13 protein-coding genes are annotated in these 21472 nt (G+C 70.9%); 11 read left to right on the forward strand and 2 right to left on the reverse strand.

Features of this window, described 5'->3' with window-relative positions:
- Positions 1–306 precede the first annotated feature (306 nt).
- From NW895_RS37110 to NW895_RS37140, 7 genes are all read left to right on the forward strand, one after another.
- Positions 307–1656 carry an extracellular solute-binding protein gene (locus NW895_RS37110; RefSeq protein ID WP_289941335.1) on the forward strand — a complete coding sequence of 450 codons (1350 nt, stop codon included), beginning with the start codon at positions 307–309 and terminating at the stop codon, positions 1654–1656.
- Positions 1653–2651, forward strand: coding sequence for a sugar ABC transporter permease (locus NW895_RS37115; protein ID WP_289941336.1), 999 nt, complete (start codon positions 1653–1655; stop codon positions 2649–2651). The genes NW895_RS37110 and NW895_RS37115 overlap by 4 nt, the downstream gene beginning before the upstream one ends.
- Positions 2648–3520, forward strand: a complete 873-nt coding sequence (locus tag NW895_RS37120; protein ID WP_289941337.1) for a carbohydrate ABC transporter permease — start codon at positions 2648–2650, stop codon at positions 3518–3520. Before NW895_RS37115 ends, NW895_RS37120 begins: the two co-directional genes overlap by 4 nt.
- A gap of 44 nt (positions 3521–3564) precedes the next feature.
- Positions 3565–5349: a putative Ig domain-containing protein gene (locus NW895_RS37125; RefSeq protein WP_289941338.1), complete on the forward strand. Its 1785-nt coding sequence runs from the start codon at positions 3565–3567 to the stop codon at positions 5347–5349.
- A 17-nt stretch (positions 5350–5366) separates the two neighbouring features.
- Complete coding sequence (locus NW895_RS37130; protein ID WP_289941339.1) at positions 5367–8705, forward strand: alginate lyase family protein; 3339 nt, start codon at positions 5367–5369, stop codon at positions 8703–8705.
- Positions 8706–8731: 26 nt separating this feature from the next.
- Complete coding sequence (locus NW895_RS37135) at positions 8732–9985, forward strand: alginate lyase family protein (protein WP_289941341.1); 1254 nt, start codon at positions 8732–8734, stop codon at positions 9983–9985.
- Positions 9986–10079: 94 nt separating this feature from the next.
- Positions 10080–11660: a carboxylesterase family protein gene (locus NW895_RS37140; RefSeq protein ID WP_289941508.1), complete on the forward strand. Its 1581-nt coding sequence runs from the start codon at positions 10080–10082 to the stop codon at positions 11658–11660.
- A 35-nt stretch (positions 11661–11695) separates the two neighbouring features.
- On the opposite strand, the gene NW895_RS37145 is transcribed toward NW895_RS37140, so the two are convergent.
- Together NW895_RS37145 and NW895_RS37150 are read right to left on the reverse strand one after the other, a co-directional pair.
- Positions 11696–12811, reverse strand: coding sequence for an aminoglycoside phosphotransferase (locus NW895_RS37145; RefSeq protein ID WP_289941343.1), 1116 nt, complete (start codon positions 12809–12811; stop codon positions 11696–11698).
- 9 nt (positions 12812–12820) lie between these two features.
- The gene (locus NW895_RS37150) at positions 12821–14203 is read right to left on the reverse strand and encodes an amino acid permease (protein WP_289941344.1); all 1383 of its coding nucleotides are present in this window, start codon (positions 14201–14203) and stop codon (positions 12821–12823) included.
- A 126-nt stretch (positions 14204–14329) separates the two neighbouring features.
- On the opposite strand from NW895_RS37150, the gene mmuM reads away from it, so the two are divergent.
- From mmuM to NW895_RS37170, 4 genes are all read left to right on the forward strand, one after another.
- Complete coding sequence (mmuM, locus tag NW895_RS37155; protein ID WP_289941345.1) at positions 14330–15256, forward strand: homocysteine S-methyltransferase; 927 nt, start codon at positions 14330–14332, stop codon at positions 15254–15256.
- 109 nt (positions 15257–15365) lie between these two features.
- The gene (locus tag NW895_RS37160) at positions 15366–15932 is read left to right on the forward strand and encodes a hypothetical protein (RefSeq protein WP_289941347.1); all 567 of its coding nucleotides are present in this window, start codon (positions 15366–15368) and stop codon (positions 15930–15932) included.
- 167 nt (positions 15933–16099) lie between these two features.
- Positions 16100–16621 carry a hypothetical protein gene (locus NW895_RS37165; protein WP_289941348.1) on the forward strand — a complete coding sequence of 174 codons (522 nt, stop codon included), beginning with the start codon at positions 16100–16102 and terminating at the stop codon, positions 16619–16621.
- On the forward strand, positions 16618–21390 hold the full coding sequence (locus tag NW895_RS37170; RefSeq protein WP_289941350.1) for a WD40 repeat domain-containing protein: 4773 nt from the start codon (positions 16618–16620) through the stop codon (positions 21388–21390). Before NW895_RS37165 ends, NW895_RS37170 begins: the two co-directional genes overlap by 4 nt.
- The last annotated feature ends 82 nt before the right edge of the window (positions 21391–21472 follow it).

Raw genomic sequence — 21472 nt, forward strand, 5'->3', positions numbered from 1 at the left:
TCATCGTGAATCCCTGCCTGTCCGCTGGCAACCGGTTCCCACAACAGCCTGCTGCCGATGCCCGCTCCGGTCATCCCTCCGCCGCCCCAACGGCCTGCGAAATCAAGGATGTTCGTCCTGGTTGAGCGTGTCGTGGAGGTTACACAGTCTTTTCGAAAGTTCGTCAAGGCTCTTGACGCGGTTTCCGGACAGGAAGAAGCTCTGCCCCACGCACAACAACCGGTTGCCAACCTGGCCGTCAGCCGCCGCATCGATCGATGACCGGTACCGGTGTCCCGAACAGACGAAGCAGGAGGTGGTGCGTTCATGCACCCGCGTGCTGGTGCCGACCTGAGCCGCCGCCGATTTCTCGCCCTGTCGGCCGCCGGCGCCGCGACGGGCGCGGCAGCACTGAGCGGCTGCGCGATGCAGGTGTCCAGCGGCGTCAGCGGCTCGGGCGAGACCGTCACCGTGATGGTCAACTCCGGAGACATCCTCCCGGAGCAGATCAAGCAGGCCCGGAAGGACCTCGGTATCAAGATCGTCCTGGTGAAGTACGACATCACCAAGCTGATCGCGATGCTCACCAGCGGCAACCCGCCCGACCTGGTGCGCGGCGTCGGCGCCGTGGACGCGCCGTACTTCGCGGCGCGGGACGTGGCAGAGGAGCTGGACCCCTACTTCGCCCGGAGCAGCGTCCTCAAGCTGGACGACCTGGACCCCGTCAACGACCTGTGGCGGTTCGACGGCACGACCCAGGGCAAGGGCCCGCGCTACGGCATGGCGAAGGACTTCTCCCAGGACTCCATGTTCTGGTACAACACCGCGGCCTTCGACAAGGGCGGCGTCGACTACCCGCCCGAGACCGAGCCGGTCACGTACGAGGAGTGGCTCGACAACGCCAAGCGCCTCGTGCAGCGGAAGAAGGGCCAGACCATCGTCTTCGGCGGCAGTTTCAACGGCCTGACCCGGTCCACCCTCCTGGCGACCATGACGGCGTCCGCCGGCGGCAGTCTCTTCAGTGACGACTTCTCCCGCGTCGACTTCACCACCCCCGAAGCCCGCAAGGCCCTGACCTGGTACATGGACTACGCCAGGACCAAGGTCGGACCGAGCCTGATCCAGCCCGACCCCAACGGCTGGGACGGGCCCACCTACCAGGCCGGCCGGCTGGCCATGTCGAACTCCGGTTACTGGATGGGCGGCATGATCGGCGCCGACAAGAAGCTGGCGGAGGTGTCCCGTCTGGCGCCCGCCCCGGTCTTCGCGGGCGGCCCGCGGATCAGCGCCTGCCAGGGCGGCACCGGGCTGTGGATGCCGCGTGGGGCGAAGAACAAGGACGCCGCATGGCGGGTCTTCGAGTGGTTCTTCGGCGAGGAGCCGGCCAAGGCCCGCGCCTCCGGCGGCTGGGGCATCCCCACCCTGAAGTCCCTGCGCCCGCTGATGCCGGCCAAGGAGGACTACCAGAAGCGGGTGCTCCAGGTGCAGCAGAACGAGCTGAAGCATTTCTCGGTGGTCTCCTTCACCCCCTACACCCGGGCGGACGCGGTCGACGCCCTCTTCAACCAGATCGCCCCCGCCGCGATGAACGGCCAGATCTCCGTCGACACGCTCGCCGGACGCCTCAACTCGGCCATCAACGAGCAGATGAAGCGCGGTAAGGAGCAAGTGGGATGACGGTCGAACAGATCTCCTCCGTCGCGGGCCGGCCCGACGCCGCGGTGCAGACCGGCCGGGCGCCCGCCGCCGACCGGCCGCGGATCTCCATGACCGCGCGCAGGCACCGGGCGTTCTACATGTTCACCTCGCCCTGGATCATCGGGTTCCTGCTGCTGACCATCGCGCCGATGGCGTACGCGCTGTGGCTGAGCTTCACCACGTTCGACGGCATCTCGCCCCACTGGCGCTACGTCGGACTCGGCAACTACCGCGAGCTGGTGAACGATCCCGTCACCTGGGACGCGCTGGGCCGTGCGGGCCTGTTCGCGCTGACCTCGGTGCCGCTGTCGATCGCCGCGGGCCTGGCCCTCGCCGTCCTGGTCAACCGGCCCCTCAAGGCGCGCGGCCTGTTCCGCACCCTGCTCTATCTGCCCGCCGTGGTGCCGCCGGTGGGCGCGGGCCTCGCCTTCAAGCTGCTCTTCGACCCGAACTCCGGTGCGGCCAACGGCGTCCTGACCTCCTTCGGCATCGACGCCGTGGGCTGGCTCGGCGACCCCTACGCCCGCTACGTACTGCTGATGACGGTGCTCTGGGCCGCCGGAAACGTCATGATCATCTCGCTGGCCGGGCTCCAGGACGTACCCCAGGAGCTCCACGAGGCCGCCCGCATCGACGGGGCGAGCGCCTGGCGCACCTTCCGCAGTATCACCGTGCCGCTGCTGTCGCCCGTCCTGCTCTTCCAGACGGTGACCGGAATGATCGCCTCGGTGCAGACCATCATGCCGCTGCTGCTGGCGCCGCTCGGCGACACGAGCGGTATCACCACGGTCCCGCAGTCCAACTACTTCTACATGATGCACGTCTTCGCGCAGTACTTCGCGCTCGGCCGCTACGGCTACGCCTCCGCGCTGCTGTGGGTGCTCTTCGTCCTGATCCTCATCGTGACCGGACTCATCTTCAAGTTCACGTCCGGCGTGGTGTTCTACAACGTCGACCCGGAGGCGAAGAAGTGACCGCCACCACTGTGCCGCCCAAGGCATCGATGAACGAGGTGCGCGTGCGGGTGCGGGTCAAGCGCCTCGCCCTCTACACGGCCCTCGTCTCCGTCACCGGGCTGTTCCTCGGCCCCTTCGGCTGGCTGGTCCTCTCCGGCCTGAAGACCCAGGGTGAACTGGCCGCCTCGCCCGTGCACTGGCTGCCCGAGGCCTTCCAGTGGCACAACTTCGCCGACGCCTTCACCGAGATCGACTTCCTCGGCTACGCCCGCAACTCACTGATCATCGCCCTCCTCTACGCCACGCTCGTCACCCTCAGCTCCGCCTGGGTCGGCTACGGCTTCGCCCGCCTCGACGCGCCGGGCAAGAAGTGGCTGTTCGGCATCCTGCTCGGCTCGATGATGCTGCCGCAGATGGTCACCCTGCTGCCCACGTACCTGATCTTCGCCAAGCTCGGCATGGTCGACACGTACTGGCCGTGGGTGCTGTGGGGCCTGTCCGCGGCGCCGTATCTGGTCTTCCTGTTCCGGCAGTTCTTCGCGGGCATGCCGCGCGAGCTGGAGGAGGCCGCGATCGTGGACGGCTGCGGATACTCGTCGATCTTCTGGCGGATCTTCCTGCCGCAGTCCTGGCCCGTGCTGTCCGCGAGCTTCATCATCGCCTTCACCTGGACCTGGGGTGACTACATCGCCCCGCAGCTGCTGCTGTCCACCGACCGCACCACGCTCGCCGTCGCCGTGATGACCACCTACGTCAGTGAGGCCGGGACGCCCGTCCCCGAGCTCCAGGCCGCGGCCTCCGTGATGTACGTCGTGCCCATCCTGCTGGTCTTCCTCATCGCCCAGCGCGGCTTCATCACCGGCATGTCCACCTCCGGCCTCAAGTGACCTTCCGTATCTCTCGTCTCCGCCTTTACTGAAGGAACCGCACCATGAACGACACCGAGAGCCCCGGCCTGTCCCGGCGCACCGTCCTCCAGTCCGCGGGCGCCGTAGCGGCCGCGTACTCCCTGATCGGTACGGCGGCCGGCGCCGCGCAAGCGGACGACACCCCCGCGTCGGACAACAAGCTGGTGGTGTACCCCATCCCCAGCGGCGTCCCCACCAATGCGAGTTACTCCGTCAAGGCCCGTACACCGGGCGGCGACTGGCAGACGGTGCCCGTCTACCGTGCCAGGGCGAAGCAGATCGACGCGAACACGGGCAGTGGTCCGGTCTTCAACTCCTCCGTCGCCATGTTCGACTTCGACGGCACGGTGGAGGTCGCGGTCACCTCGGCCAAGGGCACCATCGGCACCGCGCGGATCCGCCCCCTGTCGTACGACATCGACTTCACGGTGGACGGCGCCACGGTGAGCTTCACCCTCACCGAGCCCCGCAACCTCTCCATCGAGGTCGACGGCGACGTCTTCAACAACCTGCAGCTGCACGCCAACCCGGTCGACTCGAACGTTCCCGACCCCGACGACCCCGACGTCATCTACTTCGGCCCCGGCCTGCACAAGACCACCGACGGTGTGGTGAACGTGCCCAGCGGCAAGACGCTCTACCTGGCCGGTGGCGCGGTGCTGACGTCGCGGGTGGCGTTCCAGAACGTGGAGAACGCCCGGCTGCGCGGCCGCGGCGTGATCTACAACTCGGCGAACGGCGTGCTGGTCGAGTACTCCCAGAACATCGGGATCGACGGCGTCACGGTGCTCAACCCGAGCAGCGGCTACGCCATCACCGTCGGCCAGTCCAAGCAGGTCACCATCCGTGACTTCCACTCCTACAGCCACGGGCAGTGGGGCGACGGCATCGACATCTTCTGCAGCGAGGACGTCCTGATCGACCGCGTCTACATGCGCAACGCCGACGACTGCATCGCGATCTACGCCCACCGCTGGGACTACTACGGCGACTGCCGCAACATCACCGTCCGCGACTCCACCCTCTGGGCGGACGTCGCGCACCCGGTCAACGTCGGCACGCACGGCAACACCGACAACCCGGAGACCATCGAGAACCTCGTCTTCAGCAACATCGACATCCTCGACCACCGCGAACCGCAGATGAACTACCAGGGCTGCATCGCGCTCAACCCCGGCGACAGCAACCTGGTGCGCAACGTCCGCGCCCAGGACATCCGGGTGGAGGACTTCCGCTGGGGCCAGCTGATCAACATGCGGGTCATGTTCAACAAGTCGTACAACACCTCCATCGGCCGGGGCATCGACGGTGTGTACATCAAGAACCTGTCGTACAACGGCACGCGCGCCAACCCGGCGATCATGGTCGGCTACGACGCGGACCACGCCATCAAGAACGTCACCTTCCAGAACCTGGTCATCAACGGCAAGTTCATCGGCAACGGGATGAAGAAGCCCGGCTGGTACACGTTCTGGGACATGATGCCCGCGTACGCCAACGAGCACGTGCTGAACGCGCGGTTCCTGAACTCCACCGAGGCCACGTCCACCGACGCGCCCCAGATCACCAGCCCGGACCAGGCGACGGCCACCAAGAACCAGGTCTTCAACTACCTGATCACGGCCGGCGGGCTGCCGACGTCGTTCGACGCCGAGGGGCTGCCGAAGGGCCTGGAGATCGACACGGCCACCGGTCTGATCTCCGGCGTCGCCGAGGACAACGTCGGCACCTTCACGGTCACCGTCAAGGCGGCCAACAGCGTCGGCACCGCGACGCAGAACGTCACCCTCACCATCCAGCACGCGTGATGCGGCGCCCGAGCACCATGGAGTCACCCGTGCTTCCTCTCAGCAGACGTTCGTTCCTCGGCGCCGCAGGGCTCGTGGTCGCGGCCGGAGGCGGACTGCTGTCCGCCTCCGCCGCGGCGGCGTGGGCCCAGGACGGCACGGCCCGGATCCGGGCCTTCACCCACCCCGGACTGCTGCACAGCGCCGCCGACCTGGCGCGCATGAAGGCAGCGGTCGCCGCGCAGGAATCACCCATCTACGACGGGTACCTGGCGTTCGCCGCCCACGCGCGGTCGAAGTCCACGTACACGATCCAGAACACCGGCCAGATCACCACCTGGGGCCGTGGCCCCACCAACTTCCAGAACCAGGCCGTCGCCGACTCGGCCGCCGCCTACCAGAACGCCCTGATGTGGTGTGTCACGGGCAACCGGGCCAACGCCGACAAGGCCCGCGACATCCTCAACGCCTGGTCGGCCTCGCTCACCGGCATCACCGGCGCCGACGGCCCGCTCGGCGCGGGCCTGCAGGCCTTCAAGTTCGTCAACGCGGCCGAGTTGCTGCGGCACAGCGACTACGACGGCTGGGCGGACGAGGACATCGCGCGCTGCGAGGAATCCTTCCTGCGCGTGTGGTATCCGGCGGTGTCCGGCTACATGCTCTACGCCAACGGCAACTGGGACCTGACGGCGCTGCAGACCATCCTCGCCATCGGCGTGTTCTGCGAGGAGTACACCCTCTTCGAGGACGCGCTCAGATTCGCCGCGGCCGGCGCCGGCAACGGCAGCATCGCGCACCGCATCGTCACCGACGCGGGCCAGGGCCAGGAGAGCGGCCGCGACCAGGGCCACGAACAGCTCGCGGTCGGCCTGACCGGCGACATCGCGCAGGTCGCCTGGAACCAGGGCGTCGACCTGTGGGGATACGACGACCACCGCCTCCTCGCCAACTTCGAGTACGCCGCCCGCTACAACCTCGGCGGCGACGTCCCCTTCGTCGCCGACCTGGACCGCACCGGCAAGTACATCAAGACGGCGCTCGGGCCAGGCGGCCGCGGCAACCTGCCGCCGATCTACGAGATGGCGTACGCGCACTACGCAGGCGTCCGCGGTCTCGACACCCCGTACACCAAGGCGGCCGTCTTCCGCGGCACCGGCGGCGCCCGCGTCGTCGAGGGCAGCAACGACGACCTGCCCAGCTGGGGCACCCTCACCTACGCCGGTACGAAGGCGCCCTCCCCGGCCGTGCCCACGGCCCCGGCCGGTGTCACGGCGGCCGGCGACGACAAGACGGTCACCGTGACCTGGCTGCCGTCGGCGTGGGCCGAGTCCTACACGGTGCTGCGGGCCGAGGAGGCCGACGGCCCGTACGAGAAGATCGCCTCCGGAGTCGGCAAGCCGACGTACACCGACGGCGGCGTACGAGCCGGGCAGACCTACTACTACACCGTCACCGCCACCAATTCCCAAGGGTCCAGCGACCGTTCCGCCTGGGTGGCAGCCACCGCCGGTCTGCCCGCCCCCTGGTCCACGCGAGACGTCGGGGACGTGAGGATCCCCGGGTCCGCCGTCTTCGACGGGGAGCGGTTCGTGCTGGAGGCGTCCGGCACCGCCGACACCTACCGGCTGGCGCACCTGCCGCTGCGCGGCGACGGCAGCATCACCGCCCGGATCGTGTGGCCGCTCAGCTCCCAGTACTCCAAGATCGGCGTCACCCTGCGCGCTTCCCTCGACGCGGACGCGGCCCACGCCTCGATGCTGATCCAGGGCCTGCCGCTGCACACCTGGAGCGGCGTGTGGACCGTACGCCCGAAGGCCGGGGCGGACATCTCCGCGACCGGCAGCACCCCGGTGCCGCCCTCCCAGCAGACGGCGATCACCACCAGTGCCGCCTTCCCGATCTCCAGCCTCGGCACGCTGCCCGAGTCGGCGACCCCGCTTGAGGCCCCGTACGTCGAGGGCGCGGGCGACGGCTACCGGATGCGGATGCCGTACTGGGTCCGCGTCACCCGCAAGGGTGACCGCTGCACCGGCGCCATCTCCCCGGACGGCATCCGCTGGACCGAGGTCGGCTCCACCGAGGTCGAGCTGGGCCGCACCGCGTACGCGGGCCTGGCCCTCACCTCCTGCCTCGGTGTCGACCAGGACTACGCCGAGACCGGCACCGGCGCCTTCGACAACGTCGTGGTGGACTCCGCGCTCGGAGAGGTGTGGACCGTACCGGAGCCCGCCTACGCGCCCACGGACCTCACGGCCTCGGCGGGAGCGGACGCCGTCGAACTGTCCTGGACCGACCCGGACCTCTCGGCCCGCTACAAGGTGCTGCGGTCCACCACGGACCACGGCCCCTACGAGACGGTCGCGACCGGCGTCGGCCCGGTCGGCTTCGGCACCCGCATCCGGTACGCGGACGCCACCGGAACGCCCGGCACGACGTACCACTACGTCGTCGCCAAGACCAACCGCGGCGGACGCGGCCCCCTGTCGGATTCCGCGGCCGCCGAGATGCCGACGCCGTCCCTGCCCCGGCTCACCTCCGCCGCCTCGGCGTTCGCCAACAAGGGCGTCCCCTTCCGCTTCCAGCTGCGGGCCTCGCACGAGCCCATCCGGTTCGGCGCGGACGGGCTTCCCGACGGTCTGCGCGTGGACAAGCGCACCGGCCTGATCTGCGGAACGCCCACCGGGACCGGTGAGTTCACCGTGACCACCAGCGTGGGCAACGCGGCCGGCGACACGAGCGGCACGCTGACCCTCACGGTCGGCACCCCGCCGCCCGACCCCTGGACGTACGGCGACCTCGGCGACGTCGTCCTCGACGATCGCGCCTACGGCACCTTCGGCGTGGTCGCCGTCCAGACGCCCGGCACTTCCGCATACGAGGACGGGACCTTCGTGGTGCGGGGAGCCGGGTACGAGCTCAACGCCAACGGCCAGGGCATGACGGGCCAGTTCGTACGGCGGCCCGTGACCGGCGACTGCCAGGTCACCGCCCGGCTCGTCTCCCGCACGGGCGCGAGCGGCGACCGGGTGGGCCTGCTCATGGCCAAGTCCCTGTCGCCGTTCGACCAGGCGGCCGGGGCGATCGTCACCGGCGGCACCAGCGCACAGCTCATGCTGCGCACGACCGTCGCCGGAAAGTCCGCCTTCACGGGCAACGGGACGGTCACCGCCCCTTGCCTGCTGCGGCTGAAGCGCACCGGAACGAGCTTCACCGCGTCCGTATCCACCGATGACGGCGTCAGCTGGACCCCCCTCGCCGCGCGAGACATCCCCGGCTTCGGCGACGCCCCCTACTACGTGGGCCTCGTGGTCTGCTCCCGCAACCCCCTGGCCCGCAGCACCACCGAGTTCGACGAGGTGAGCATCACCCCCATGTAATCCTCCACGGATTGGAGATGCACCGCATGAGCCGCACTTCCCCCCACACGCACCTTCCCAGCGGCGAGGTGAGCCGCCGCGGTCTGCTGAAGACCGCCGGCGGCATCACCGCCGCTCTCGCCCTCGGCGCCACCGCCACCGCCACCACGGCCGACGCCGCCCCCGCCACCTTCACCCACCCCGGCATGCTGCACAACTGGGGTGACATCAACCGGGCCAAGGTCAGGGTCGCCGCGGGCGACGAACCCTGGCTGTCCGGCTGGAACCGGCTGACCGCCAACTCCCACTCGCAGTCCACCTGGACGGCCCGTCCGCAAGCCACGGTCTACCGCGGAACGGGCTACCCCGAGAACTACAGCATCCTCTACAACGACATCGCCGCCGCCTACCAGAACGCCCTGCGCTGGCAGGTGGCCGGCACCGCCGCGAACGGCGACTGCGCCGTGCGCATCCTCAACGCCTGGGCGAACACCCTGACGTCCATCCAGGGCACCGCCGACCGGTTCCTCGCCGCCGGTATCTACGGCTGGGAGTTCTGCCAGGCCGCCGAGCTCATGCGCGGCTACGCGGGCTTCGACCTGAACAAGTTCAAGCAGATGATGCTGAACGTGTTCTACCCGATGAACAACGACTTCCTGGTCCGCCACAACGGCGCCTGCATCACCAACTACTGGGCGAACTGGGACCTGTGCACCATGGCCTCGATCATGGCCATCGGGATCCTGTGCGACGACGGCGCCAAGTACGACCAGGCCGTCAACTACTTCAAGACCGGCGCCGGCAACGGCTCCATCGCGCGCGCCGTGCCGTACCTCTACACCGACTCCGCCGGCTACGCCCTCGGCCAGTGGCAGGAGTCCGGCCGCGACCAGGGCCACACCATCATGGGCATGGGCCAGATGGGTGCCATCTGCGAGATGGCCTGGAACCAGGGCGACGACCTCTACTCGTACGACAACCGGAGATTCATGAAGGCGGCACAGTACGTCGCCAAGTACAACCTGGGCATGGACGTGCCCTTCACCACCTACACCTGGGGCAGCGGTACGACCTGCAGTCAGCAGACGCAGACGGTGATCAGCTCCAACAGCCGCGGCCAGATCCGTCCGGTGTGGGCCATGCTCCACTTCCACTACAACCGGCGCCTGTTCCTGGACGACAAGTACATCTCGCAGATGTACTACAACCTGGTCGCCCCCGAGGGCGGGGGCGGTGACTACGGCTCCACCAGCGGCGGCTACGACCAGCTCGGGTTCGGCACCCTGATGTACGCCAAATAGCGGTCAAGCCGGGCACGTGCACCGGAATACACCAGGATGATGGGGTGCTCTGGTGTTTCCGGTGCACGAGCACGCGGTGAAGGGCTGGTGGCGTATGACGGCAGACCGGACACATCCCGTCGTCAGGACGCCGTACGGGGCCGTACGCGGCAGACACGAGCGGGGAATCGCGGTGTTCCGGGGCATCCCGTACGCCGCGCCCCCCTTCGGGCCCCGCCGTTTCCGGCCGCCCGAGCCGCCCGAGCCCTGGGACGGAGTGCGCGACGCGGGCTCCTTCGGGCCGACGGCGCCGAAACCGCCGTACTCCGAGGCCTTCGCGCGGTACCTGTCCGACCCGGTCGTGCCGGGTGACGACTGCCTCAACCTCAACGTGTGGACACCCGAGCCGGGCCCCGGCGCCCGGCTCCCCGTCCTGGTGTGGCTGCACGGCGGCGCCCTGACCAGGGGCTCCTCGGCCGTGCCCGTGTACGACGGGCACGCCTTCGCCCGGGACGGCGTGGTCCTCGTCTCGGTCAACTACCGACTGGGAGTGGAGGGCTACGGACTGTTCCCGGACGCTCCCGCCAACCCCGGCCTGCGTGACCAGCTCGCCGCCCTGACTTGGGTGCACGACGCGATCGAGGCCTTCGGCGGCGACCCCGGCCGGATCACCCTGTGCGGCCAGTCCGCCGGGGCCATCAGCATCGGCGCCCTGATCGCCGCACCACAGGCCCAGGGCCTGGTCAGGAGGGCGGTGCTGCAGAGCGGGCCGCCCGAGGCGGCCGAGCGGGACAAGGTACGGCGCCTGGTCCGCCGGATGGCGGCCCGGCTGAAGATCCCCGCCACCGCCCAGGCTTTCGCCGCCGTCGACCGGGACCTGCTGCTGCGCACCCAGGCCGAGGTCGGCCGGCTCAGCAGCCCCGTGCTCGGCGGACCCGCCTTCGGCATCGTCGTGGACGGGGACGTCGTCCCGCGCGACCCCCGTCAGGCCCTGACGGAGGGCGAGGCGGCGCGGGGCGTGGACCTGCTGATGGGCTGGACCCGCGACGAGTACCGGCTGTGGCTGGTGCCGGGCGGGCTGCTGGAGCGCGTCGAACGGCTCGGCGCGGTCGCCCTGGCCGGCGCCATGGCCCGCTGTCACTGCGGCCACGAGGTGGTCCGCGGCTACCGCGCCCTGCGCCCGCAGGCGGGCACCGCCGAGACCGTCGGCCAGCTGGTCACCGACCACCTGCTCAGGATCCCGCTGCACCGCCTGGCCGACGCCCGCGCGGAGGCCTCGTACGTGTACGAGTTCGCCTGGCCCTCCAGCCTCCCCGACCTCGGCGCCTGCCACGCCCTTGAGCTGGGCTTCGTCTTCGACACCGGCGAGACCCCGGAGTCCCGCAGACTCGCCGGCGAGGGCGCCCCGCAGAGCCTCGCCGACGAGATGCACACGGCCTGGGTCCGCTTCGCCACCGACGGCGACCCGGGCTGGCAGCGCTGGGACGCCTCGCACCCGGTGCGTGTCTTCGGCGACGGCGAGCCGCACACCGCGTACGGCCCCCGCGACCGCGAGCTCGCCCTCTGGACCGCCGACGTCACCACCGGGCAGTCCACCACCGCGTCGGCCCCTGCCGACGGTTCACCCATACCTGGCACGGACCCGCGGTCAGTGGTACGACGGCTGCGACGCTCCGGCACACTCGGCCGGCAGTGACCACGCGTGAGCGACAGGACCGGCCTTCCCAGGTCTCAACGGCCGCTCGGCGCCTCGGGGAACCCCAGGGACGGGGCCAGCGTGCGCGCCTCCGCAGCCCAGCCCGCGAGGAAGGCGAGGGCCGACCCGCGTTCGCGGTAGCGGAGTTCGGCGGAGACCGTGCGCGTGCCGCCGTAGTCGAGCTGTTCCTCGCCCGCGCGGGCCAGCATCAGCGCGGTGAGCCAGTCGTACTTCACGGCCGAGGCGCAGACGCCGAGCCGTACGAGGCGTTCGTCGCCGCGCCAGCCGCTCTCCCGCAGGCCGTGCAGATAGGCGTCGTAGGCCGCCGCCGCGTACTCGGGCAGCCGCGCGGCCGGGACGAACAGGTCGAAGACCGAGTCGGGAACGTAGTTGCCGAGGTCCTCGCCGAGCGCGCCGTCCCCGGCGAACGCCCAGTCGAACAGGACGCTGCCGGTGCCGTCGGAGCGCACGTTGGCGGGCCAGTGGTCCAGGTGGCAGAAGGCACGCGGCAGGGCTGCCATGACGTCGAGGAACCAGGTGCGGTCGTGGTGGAGCCGGACCATCTCCCGGCGCAGCCCGGCGGGGAAGTGGTCGCGGACCAGGGGCTGCTGCCAGGCCTCGTCGTCGTCGAGCAGTTCCGCGCCGCGCGTTTGGGCGCCGACGTACTCACGCAGGAACCGGCGCGAGAGCCACGGCAGGTCCTCCGTCTCGCCGATCGCGCCCTGGGCGGCCCCGAGACGGCGGGCGTGCTCGACGTGCCGGGTGACCGGCCAGGACGGGCCCGGCTCGCCCGGCACGTCCTCCAGCCACAACGCCACATCGCCGTCGGGTCGTTCGACGCCGGCGAGCAGCCGGGGCGCGCGGATGCCGTACGGCTGCCAGAGCCGCGCCGACCCGGACTCGTAGACGTGGGCCTCGCGCCGCCAGTAGTTCCAGTGCCGGGGGTCGTCCGAGGCCGCCCAGCCTCCGGTGGCCGCCTTGCGGCGGGTGAGCACCTTCAGCACGGCCGAGCGCTCGCCGGTCCGGACCCGCCAGACGCCGGCGGTGACACCGTTCTTCGGGTTGTGCACGAGGGGCTCGACCACGGCCCGTTCGGCGGTGCTCCCGAAGATCTCCCGGACCTCGGCGTCCACTGACGCGGTCTCCAGCATGCGCCCAGGCTATGCGGAAGCCTCCTGCGGGTCCCGGCGTCCCCGCAGCCACACGTACACCGGAATGCCCGCGAACAGGAACAGCACGCCCTGGTACACGGCCGCGTAGCCGGCGCCCGCGATCAGCCAGAAGGAGAAGGCGAAGGAGAGGACGGCCACGGTCAGGTCCCGGGCGAGGCCGACGGGGCGGACCCGGTCGCGGGTGCCGCGCGCCAGCCAGTACAGCTGGGCCGCGGCCGACAGCAGGTACGGCACGCAGCCGGTGAAGGTGGTGATCAGCACGAGGACGCGGAAGGTGGTGTCCGGGCCGGCCGTGTAGTTGAGGGCGATGAGGGCCGTGCCGAGGACCACGCAGGCGAGGACGCCGAAGCCGGGGACGCCGCCCTTGCCCACCCGGGCGAACGGCGCCGGGAAGAGGCCGTCGCGGGCGGCGGCGTACGGCATCTGCGCGGCCAGCAGGATCCAGCCGTTGAGGCAGCCGGTGATCGAGGCCACGGCGACCAGCGCGATCGCCGTGCCGCCCCACGATCCACCGGTGATCGCGTCGACGGCGTCGGCGAAGGGGGCGCCGGAGCCTACGAGTTCGGCATGCGGGACGAGCCCGAAGACGGCGACCGTGCCGAGCACGTAGACCACCGCCGAGCCGAGCGTGCCGAGGACGCTGGCCCGCCCCACCGTCCGCTCCGGATCGCGCACCTCGCCCGCGCTGACCGCGGCCGACTCCACGCCGAGGAAGCTGTACAGCAGCAGCGCGGCGGAGGCGGCGAGGGCACCGGAGACGCTCTGGCCGGAGGCGTTGAAGGGGCCGAAGTTGTCCGCGTCGACGAAGAACAGGCCGACCGTCGACAGCAGCAGCAGGGGTACGAACTTCAGGACCGTCGAGACGACCTGGACCGCGCCGACCCAGCGGGTGCCCGCGAAGTTCGCGGCGGCCGGCAGCCACAGGGCGGCCAGGGCGACGACGGCTTCGAGGGCGTGGTTGCCGTGCAGGGGTATCAGGACGTCGACGTAACCGACCACCGCGACGGCCAGCGCGGCGATGCTGACCCAGCACATCGTCCAGTACGACCACGCCGACAGGAACCCGGCGAACTCGCCGAACGCGTCGCGCGGGTACACGTACAGGCCGCCGGTGACCGGGCTGCGCCGGGCCAGCTTCCCGAAGAGCAGTGCCAGCAGCACCGCGCCCAGGGACAGCACGAGGAAGGCGAGCAGGCTGACCGTGCCGTACGGGGCGACGGTGGCGGGCAGCGCGAAGATGCCGCCGCCGATGATGTTGCCCATGACCAGGGCGGTGGCGGCGGCCAGGCCGAAGGTACGGCGGGGCGGGGCGGCCCGGGGCGTCCCGGGCTCGGTGGGCCCGGCGGCCTCGGGGGTGCTGGTGGCGCTCATAACGGTTCCCTGGGGAGGGGGACGGGGGAGGTGTGTGATCGTAACTCCGCATCCCACATGCTGGGCGACCTGTTCATGAAATGGACACACCTGCCTTCCACCGGCTGCTTCGACTAGCGTCGTGACATGACCAGCGACACCCCGAAGCCCGCTCCCTCCCTCGCCGAGGCCCTCGCCGCCGGTCCGGTCGTGCTCGACGGCGGCATGTCCAACCAGCTGGAGTCGGCCGGGCACGACCTGAGCGACGAGCTGTGGTCGGCGCGGCTGCTCGCCGAACAGCCGGAGGCGGTCAGGGACGCGCACCTCGCCTACTACGAGGCGGGTGCCGACGTGGCGATCACCGCCAGCTACCAGGCCACCTTCGAGGGCTTCGCCAAGCGCGGGATCGGCCACGAGCAGGCGGCCGAACTCATGGCGCTGAGCGTCGAGTCGGCCCGCGAGGCGACGCGCCGGGCCGAGGCGGGGCGCCCGCTGTGGGTGGCGGCGTCGGCCGGTCCCTACGGGGCGATGCTCGCGGACGGCTCCGAGTACCGGGGCCGGTACGGCCTGACCGTGGCCGAGTTGGAGCGCTTCCACCGGCCCCGCCTGGAGGTCCTGGCGGCGGCCGGGCCGGACGTCCTCGCCCTGGAGACGGTCCCCGACGCCGACGAGGCCGCCGCGCTGCTGCGGGCGGTGCGCGGGCTGGGCGTCCCGGCCTGGCTGTCGTACACCGTCGCGGGCGACCGGACCCGCGCCGGGCAGCCGCTGGAGGAGGCCTTCGCCCTCGCCGCCGACGCCGAGGAGGTGATCGCGGTCGGCGTCAACTGCTGTGCCCCCGAGGACGCCGCCGCCGCGATCGGGACCGCGGCCCGGGTCACCGGCAAGCCGGTCGTGGTCTACCCCAACAGCGGCGAGGCCTGGGACGCCGACGCCCGCACCTGGACCGGCCGCTCCACCTTCACCACCGAGCAGGTCAACGCCTGGCACGCCTCCGGGGCCCGGCTGATCGGGGGATGCTGCCGGGTCGGCCCGGAGGCGATCGAGGGGATCGCGCGGACGCTGGCGGGGGTGTGACGCCGGGCTCACCGCCGCATGGCCGCGTGGCGCGAAGGACGGCCGACGGCGGCCGTCGGGTCCGGGTTCAGGAGCAGCAGCCCGAGCCGCCCGCGTGGGGTTGTCCGCCGTGGAGGTCGTCGTCGTGGCCGGCGGCGATCCGTGCCCATTGTGCGGTCGGTCGTCCGTCCTTGCGGAACTGATCGCCGAGGGCGTCGAGATCTCGGGCAGGCGCTCGCGCCGGCGGGGTTTGCAGTGGAGCCTGGAGAACACCATGCCCAGCTGGTTCGCCATCTGGACCGGGGGTGCGGTGCCGGGCGTGCGCTCCCAGATGCGCGCAGCGATAAACGCGATAGGGGTCGGCAGGATGATGGGCATGGCTGTGTCGGCAGCAACACGTCAGCTTTGTGACGCCACGTTTCCGGATGCCGAAGCCGCGAGCGTCCTGTCACTCCTTGATCTCTATGCAGGCGCGGAGCGTGAACGTGTGCATCAGGCTGTCGTCCGGCTGAGCGGAGGACGACTCGGCAGGCTTCGCATCTGGCTCGATGAGGCCAAACGCCAGCCGGAGACGGTCCTGTGGTTCGGCGAGTCGCCCTCCGACGTCTCGCAGGACACACACGCCTTCGCAGTGGAGTTCATTAACACCTTTCTGGATAGGCACCTCGACACTCCTGCGGAGCCTACGGACGAGTGACAGACGTCTGTCGGCACACCGCACCGCGACATCGAACGCCTGCAGGGCGACCCGGCATCAGCTGAAGGACGCACAACTCCCTGATGACGTCTCGTCAGCGGCGTCCTCCAGGCAACCGTGTCGCACCTATCATCTTGTGTCACGTCGGCACTTGCTACGGGTGGGGAATGGCTGTGGAGATCCACGTCACCATAGAGACGACAGGCACCGCAGACGTGCACGAGCTGCGGCGGTTTCTGACCGCACAGCCCCGCCTGAGAGGCCGCGTGACACGGGCGGACGCCTCCGCGCCGCCTCCGCCGGGCACCATGGGACTGGTCGCGGACGCCCTGCTCGCGCTGCTGGCCCCGGGCGGTGTGGCGAGCGTGCTGGCGGGCGCCGTCATCGCCTGGGTGCAGAGCCGCAAGGGCGACCAGTCGGTGACCCTGACCCGGCCGGACGGCACGCAGATCAGCGTGACCTCCACCCAGGTGCGCTCGATGGACCCCACCCAGGTGGAGGCGCTCGTCAGGCAGCTCGCCGCCCAGTTGGAACCGGCGGAGGGTGACGCGGTCGCCGGTCCCGAGCGACAGCAACCGGATTCCGGCGCCGGCGGGACCCTCGACCCGGCACACCGGCCGGCCGCCGCACCGGCCGATCCCGCCCGCCGCCCGGGCGCAGGTCCGGACGGCGGGGCGCCGGCCCCGTGACGGCCCCGGGACAGGTGCATCCGGACTCGGCCGGGTCCGGGCTCTCCCTCACCGGCGCCCGCGCCGTGCTCGTCGGCACCGGTCGCCACCGCGACGGCTCCCGCCTGGCCGACCTGCCAGGAGTCGACACCACTCTCGACGACCTGGCCCAACTGCTCCGCGAGCTCTGCGGGATGCCCCCGGAGCATGTCCTGCGGGTGCCCTCCGACTCCGGCCCGGACGTGGTCGTCGAGGCGGTCACCCAGGCATGCGAGGAGGCCGACGGTGTCGTGCTCTTCTGCCACGTCGGGCACGGGCTGCTGGGACCGGGCAACAAGCTGTACCTCGCGACCCATGGGTCCATGGACGCCCAGCGGGTCGCCGGTGCAGTGCCGTACGAGACCGTCAAGGGCCTGCTGGAGGAGGCCCCGTTCGGCAGTGTCGTCATCCTGGACTGCTGCTTCTCCGGTATGTCCCAGGTGCCGCACGGCTCAGGCGCCACCGGTCCCTACGTCCAGGTCCGCCCGTCCGGCAGTTTCCTCCTCGCCTCGGCGTCGTCCTACGCGCCGTCCTTCGCTCCGGAGGGGCAACGGCACACGCTCTTCGGGGGCAAGCTCATCAGCCTGCTCCGTGACGGCGACCCGGCCGGGCCGCCGATGCTCACCCTGGACCGGCTTCACCGCGGCATCGAAGAGAGGTCCGACGACACCACCCGCCCCCACGCGTCCAGCGAGGGAACCCTCGGCGGACTCGTCATCGCGCCCAACCGTGCCTACCGGTTCTCCGGTCCACCCGCCGCCGAACCGCCGGCCCCGCTCCCCTGCCCCTACTTCGGCATGAGGCCGCTCGGGCCGAACGAAAGCACCTGGTTCTTCGGCCGCGACCGTGAACTGGACCGCCTGGCCGAAGCGGTCGAGGCACCGGAGGCGGAGCGCCGGCCCGTCATCGTCATAGGAGCCTCCGGCGCGGGCAAGTCCTCCCTCCTCGGGGCCGGGCTACTCGCCCGGCTGGACCGCTACCACGCGATGGGACGGACGCGCACCTGGCCCGTCCTACGGATGTTGTCGCCCGGAAAGACCCCGCTGCAGTCGTTGGCGAACCAATGGGCCGAGGCAACCGGACTGCCCCCGGGCACAGTGCTGGCGGAGCTGGCCGCCGGACGCTTCCCCGCCCCGCCGGCGGACGCTCGGGACGACCACGAGCAGGCCCGGCGCCCCGCGGTCGCCGTCCCCCGGGTGCTGGTGATCGACCAGTTCGAGGAGGTCTTCACCACTGCGGCGAAAACCGAGCGGACAGACTTCCTCCGTCTGGTGTCCGGCAGCGCCGACGGCGATCGGTCCGGGCCGGACGACGCCCGTCCCCGGATCGTGCTCGCCGTCAGAGCCGACTTCTACGGCGAATGCCTCGCCGACCCGGGACTGCGCGCCGCCCTCTCCTCCACCCCTCCGGTGCACTGTGCCCCTCTGGACGGCACAGCGCTCAGGGAGGCCATCGAGGGGCCCGCCGAGCGGGGCGGGCTGGAACTGGAGCCCGGACTGGTCGACCGCATCCTGTGGGACCTGCGGCGCTCGGACGGCGACACACCCGTCGAGGAGAGGCCCGCCGCGGCACTGCCGCTCCTGGCCCATGCTCTGCAGCGGACTTGGGTGAACCGTTCGGGAGCCAGGATGACCCTGGCCGGCTACCAGGCCACGGGCGGCATCTGGAAATCGGTCACGGAGTCCTGCAAGACCCTGCACGACAGCCTCACCCCCGCCGAGCGACGATCGCTGCGGACGCTGCTGCTCAGCCTCGTGCACCTCACGCCCACCGGCGAACCCGTCGCCCGGCGCGTCACCTTCGAGGACGTGCTCGCGGGTCACGGGCCGGACGAGCGGGAACGTCTGCGGGCAGTCTGCGAGTCGCTCCGGCAGAAGAGCCTCATCACGCTGGACCAGGACGGCTTGCGCATCGCCCACGAGGCGCTGCTGTACGCCTGGACCGATCTGCGTACCTGGATCCTGGGCGCCCGGGCCCGCCTGCTCGCCCGGCAGCAACTGACCGAGGCCGCCCACGCCTGGAACGCCGGCCACCGCCACCGGGACTATCTGTACACCGGCAACCGCCTTTCCGCGGTCCGCGCCTGGGCTGCACCGGGCAACGGGCCGGACACCGCGACACGTCCGCCCGCCCGGCGGACACTGCCCGAATCCCCCTCGGATCCGCCCGGGTCGGGGACTGCCGGCACGGACGACGAGGCCGCCGGCGGAGACGCACCCCCCGTACTCACCGGCCTTGAACGGGAGTTCCTGCACAGCAGCCTGCGGGCCGACCGCCGGCGCAAGCTCACCCGCGCTCTGCTGACCGGCGGCGTCCTTGCTCTCGCCCTCCTCCTCACCGTCGTCGGGACGCTCGCCTACACGGAACGCGCCAAGTCCCGGGAACAGGCCGCAGTCCTGGCCTCCCAGCGGATCGCGGCCCAGGCCGACGTGCTGCGCGCCCAGGATCCGGCGGCCGCGCTGGACCTGAGTCTGACCGCCTACCGGACCTCGCCCACCGAGGAAGCGAAGGCCAGTATGGTGCGCTCGGCTCTGACCCCCGTCCACACCAGGCTCGGCGGACACAGCAAGCAGGTCTTCACCGTCGCCTACCGCCCGGACGGCGCGGTGCTGGCCAGCTCCAGCCGGGACGGCACGGTGCGGCTGTGGCACACCCGCGACCCGTACCGTCCTCGTCCCGGACCGGTGATCCGCGTCGGCGGGAACTCGTCCGTCTTCTGGGCGCCCGACGGCCGCCACCTGTACGTCCAGACTGTCAAGGATCTGCAGGTCTACGACGTTCGCCAGGTCGATCGCCCGCGTCGCACAGCCCGCGCGACCACGGAGGGCCTCGACCGGCCGTACCGGCCCGCTCTCAGCGCGGACGGCACGACCCTGGCCCTTCCGCTGGCCCGGGGCCGCATGGTGCTGTGGGACCTGCGGAACCCGGCGTCTCCCGTTCCGCATGCGGTGCGGATGTCCGACGACTCCCACGACCTGATAGCGGTCGCGTGGCGGCCCGACGGGAAGCTCCTCGCCGTCACGGCCGCGGCCACCAGACCCGGGGGACGGGACAGGGTCCAGCTCTGGGACACCGCTGATCCCACCGAGCCCCGGCTGCGCACGACCCTGCGGAGGTCGGCCACCGCCATGGTCTTCAGTGCCGACGGCCGGTCTCTGACCACCGCCTTGCCCGACCGCGGCATCACGACGCTCGACGTGTCCGATCCGGATCAGGTGAAGACACCTGAGGGAATCAGTGGCTACGGCAATCCGGCCGAGGGCCTCTACTGGCAGGTCGCCCGTTCCCCGGACGGCCGCCACCTCGCCGCGGCCGGCTCCACGGACGGCAACGCGTGGATCTACCAGAACAACGCCACCACCACGACACGGGACAGCTTCTACAAGGGCGAGATGCTGCCCGGCAGTGTGCCGCTGGTCTCCGTGGCCTACCGGCCGGACGGGCGGGGCGTGGTGACCGGTGACGAGAAGGGCGGGGTCCATCTGTGGAGTCCGCCTCCGCACAGCGTGGACGGGGCCTACACCAGCGGAGGACGTTTCAACCCCAGCGACGCCTTCGCACCCGGACATCGCCTTTTCGCCACGGACGACGACGATCTCAAGACCAGCACCATCTGGCGGCTGACCGGGACGATGCCCCGGAAGGTGGACACGTTGCCCACGCCGTGGCGGTACGTCGCCTTCCTGCCGGGCGGGGCGCTCTTCCTCGCCCGGGATCCGGACGGCCGGCGGACCGGCCTGTGGGATCTGTCCGGCGGCCGGCCCGAACTCCGGCACGTCTTCACGGCAACGCACGGTCCCACCGCCGTCTCACCGAACGGCGACCGCCTGGCTCTCCAGACCGGTGAGGACGGCCCCCTGGTCATCTGGGACGTCAGCCGCCCCGACCGGCCGCGCCGTACCGGATCGGTGCCGGTGGACACCGACGGCACCTTCACGCCGGTGTTCACCGCGCCGGACGTCCTCGCGGTCATGTCGGACGAAGTCACGCAGTTGTGGAACCTGGCCGTGCCGGGGAGCCCCCGCCGGGGGCAGAAAGTGCCGGGCTCCGCCTCGGCCGCCGTGCCGCAGGAAGGGAAGCAGCAGGCTTTGTTGCTGGTGAAGCCGGCGAAGGGCCCGAAGGCCGACGAACGTTTGGCGGTCTACCGGCTGTCACCCGCGGCGACGGCCCACAAGCTCAGGGACGATGTGACCGTCGACCGTCAGCGGACCACTGTCGCCTTCACCGTCCTGGACCACCGCTTCGTGGTGACGCTGCCCGCCAAGATCGGTCAGCCCCGCGTGTGGGACCTCGACGAGCCCGCGCCCCGCGGCAGCATGGACCCGCCGGCCGGTCTGCCCGGCTCACACTTCCTCATGGAGGGCATCACGGCGGGTGACACACCGCGGGGCGGGGTGGTCGCCGCCTGGCAGGAGGAGACCGGCGCCCGTGATCTCGCCGTCTGGACCTTCACGGCCGACGCGTCGGCGGACGGCCCGCACACCGGCCGCTTCGAGCTGATCTACGACGTCCCCGCCGTCACGGAAGGAATCAGCGGCTTCTCCGTTCTCCAGCCGAGCCCGAACGGAGACGCCCTCGTCCTCTCCACCGGCCCCGGTCTGACCGCGGGGCTCGGCGGCCAACTCGTCCTGCTGCCCACGGATCCCGACCGGCTGGCTGGACTGCTCTGCGAGGTTCGGCCCGGCACCGTCCCGCGCGGTGTCTGGACGAAGGCCTTTCCCGACCTCGAGTACCACGACCCGTGCGGCTGAGCGGGGACGGCCTCCGCGGCGGAGCGATCAGCACGCCACAGGTGGCCAGTGCGTCGAGGAGTGGCGGCGCAGGCATACTCAG

The organism is Streptomyces sp. S.PNR 29, from assembly GCF_030386795.1.
Lineage (GTDB): Bacteria > Actinomycetota > Actinomycetes > Streptomycetales > Streptomycetaceae > Streptomyces.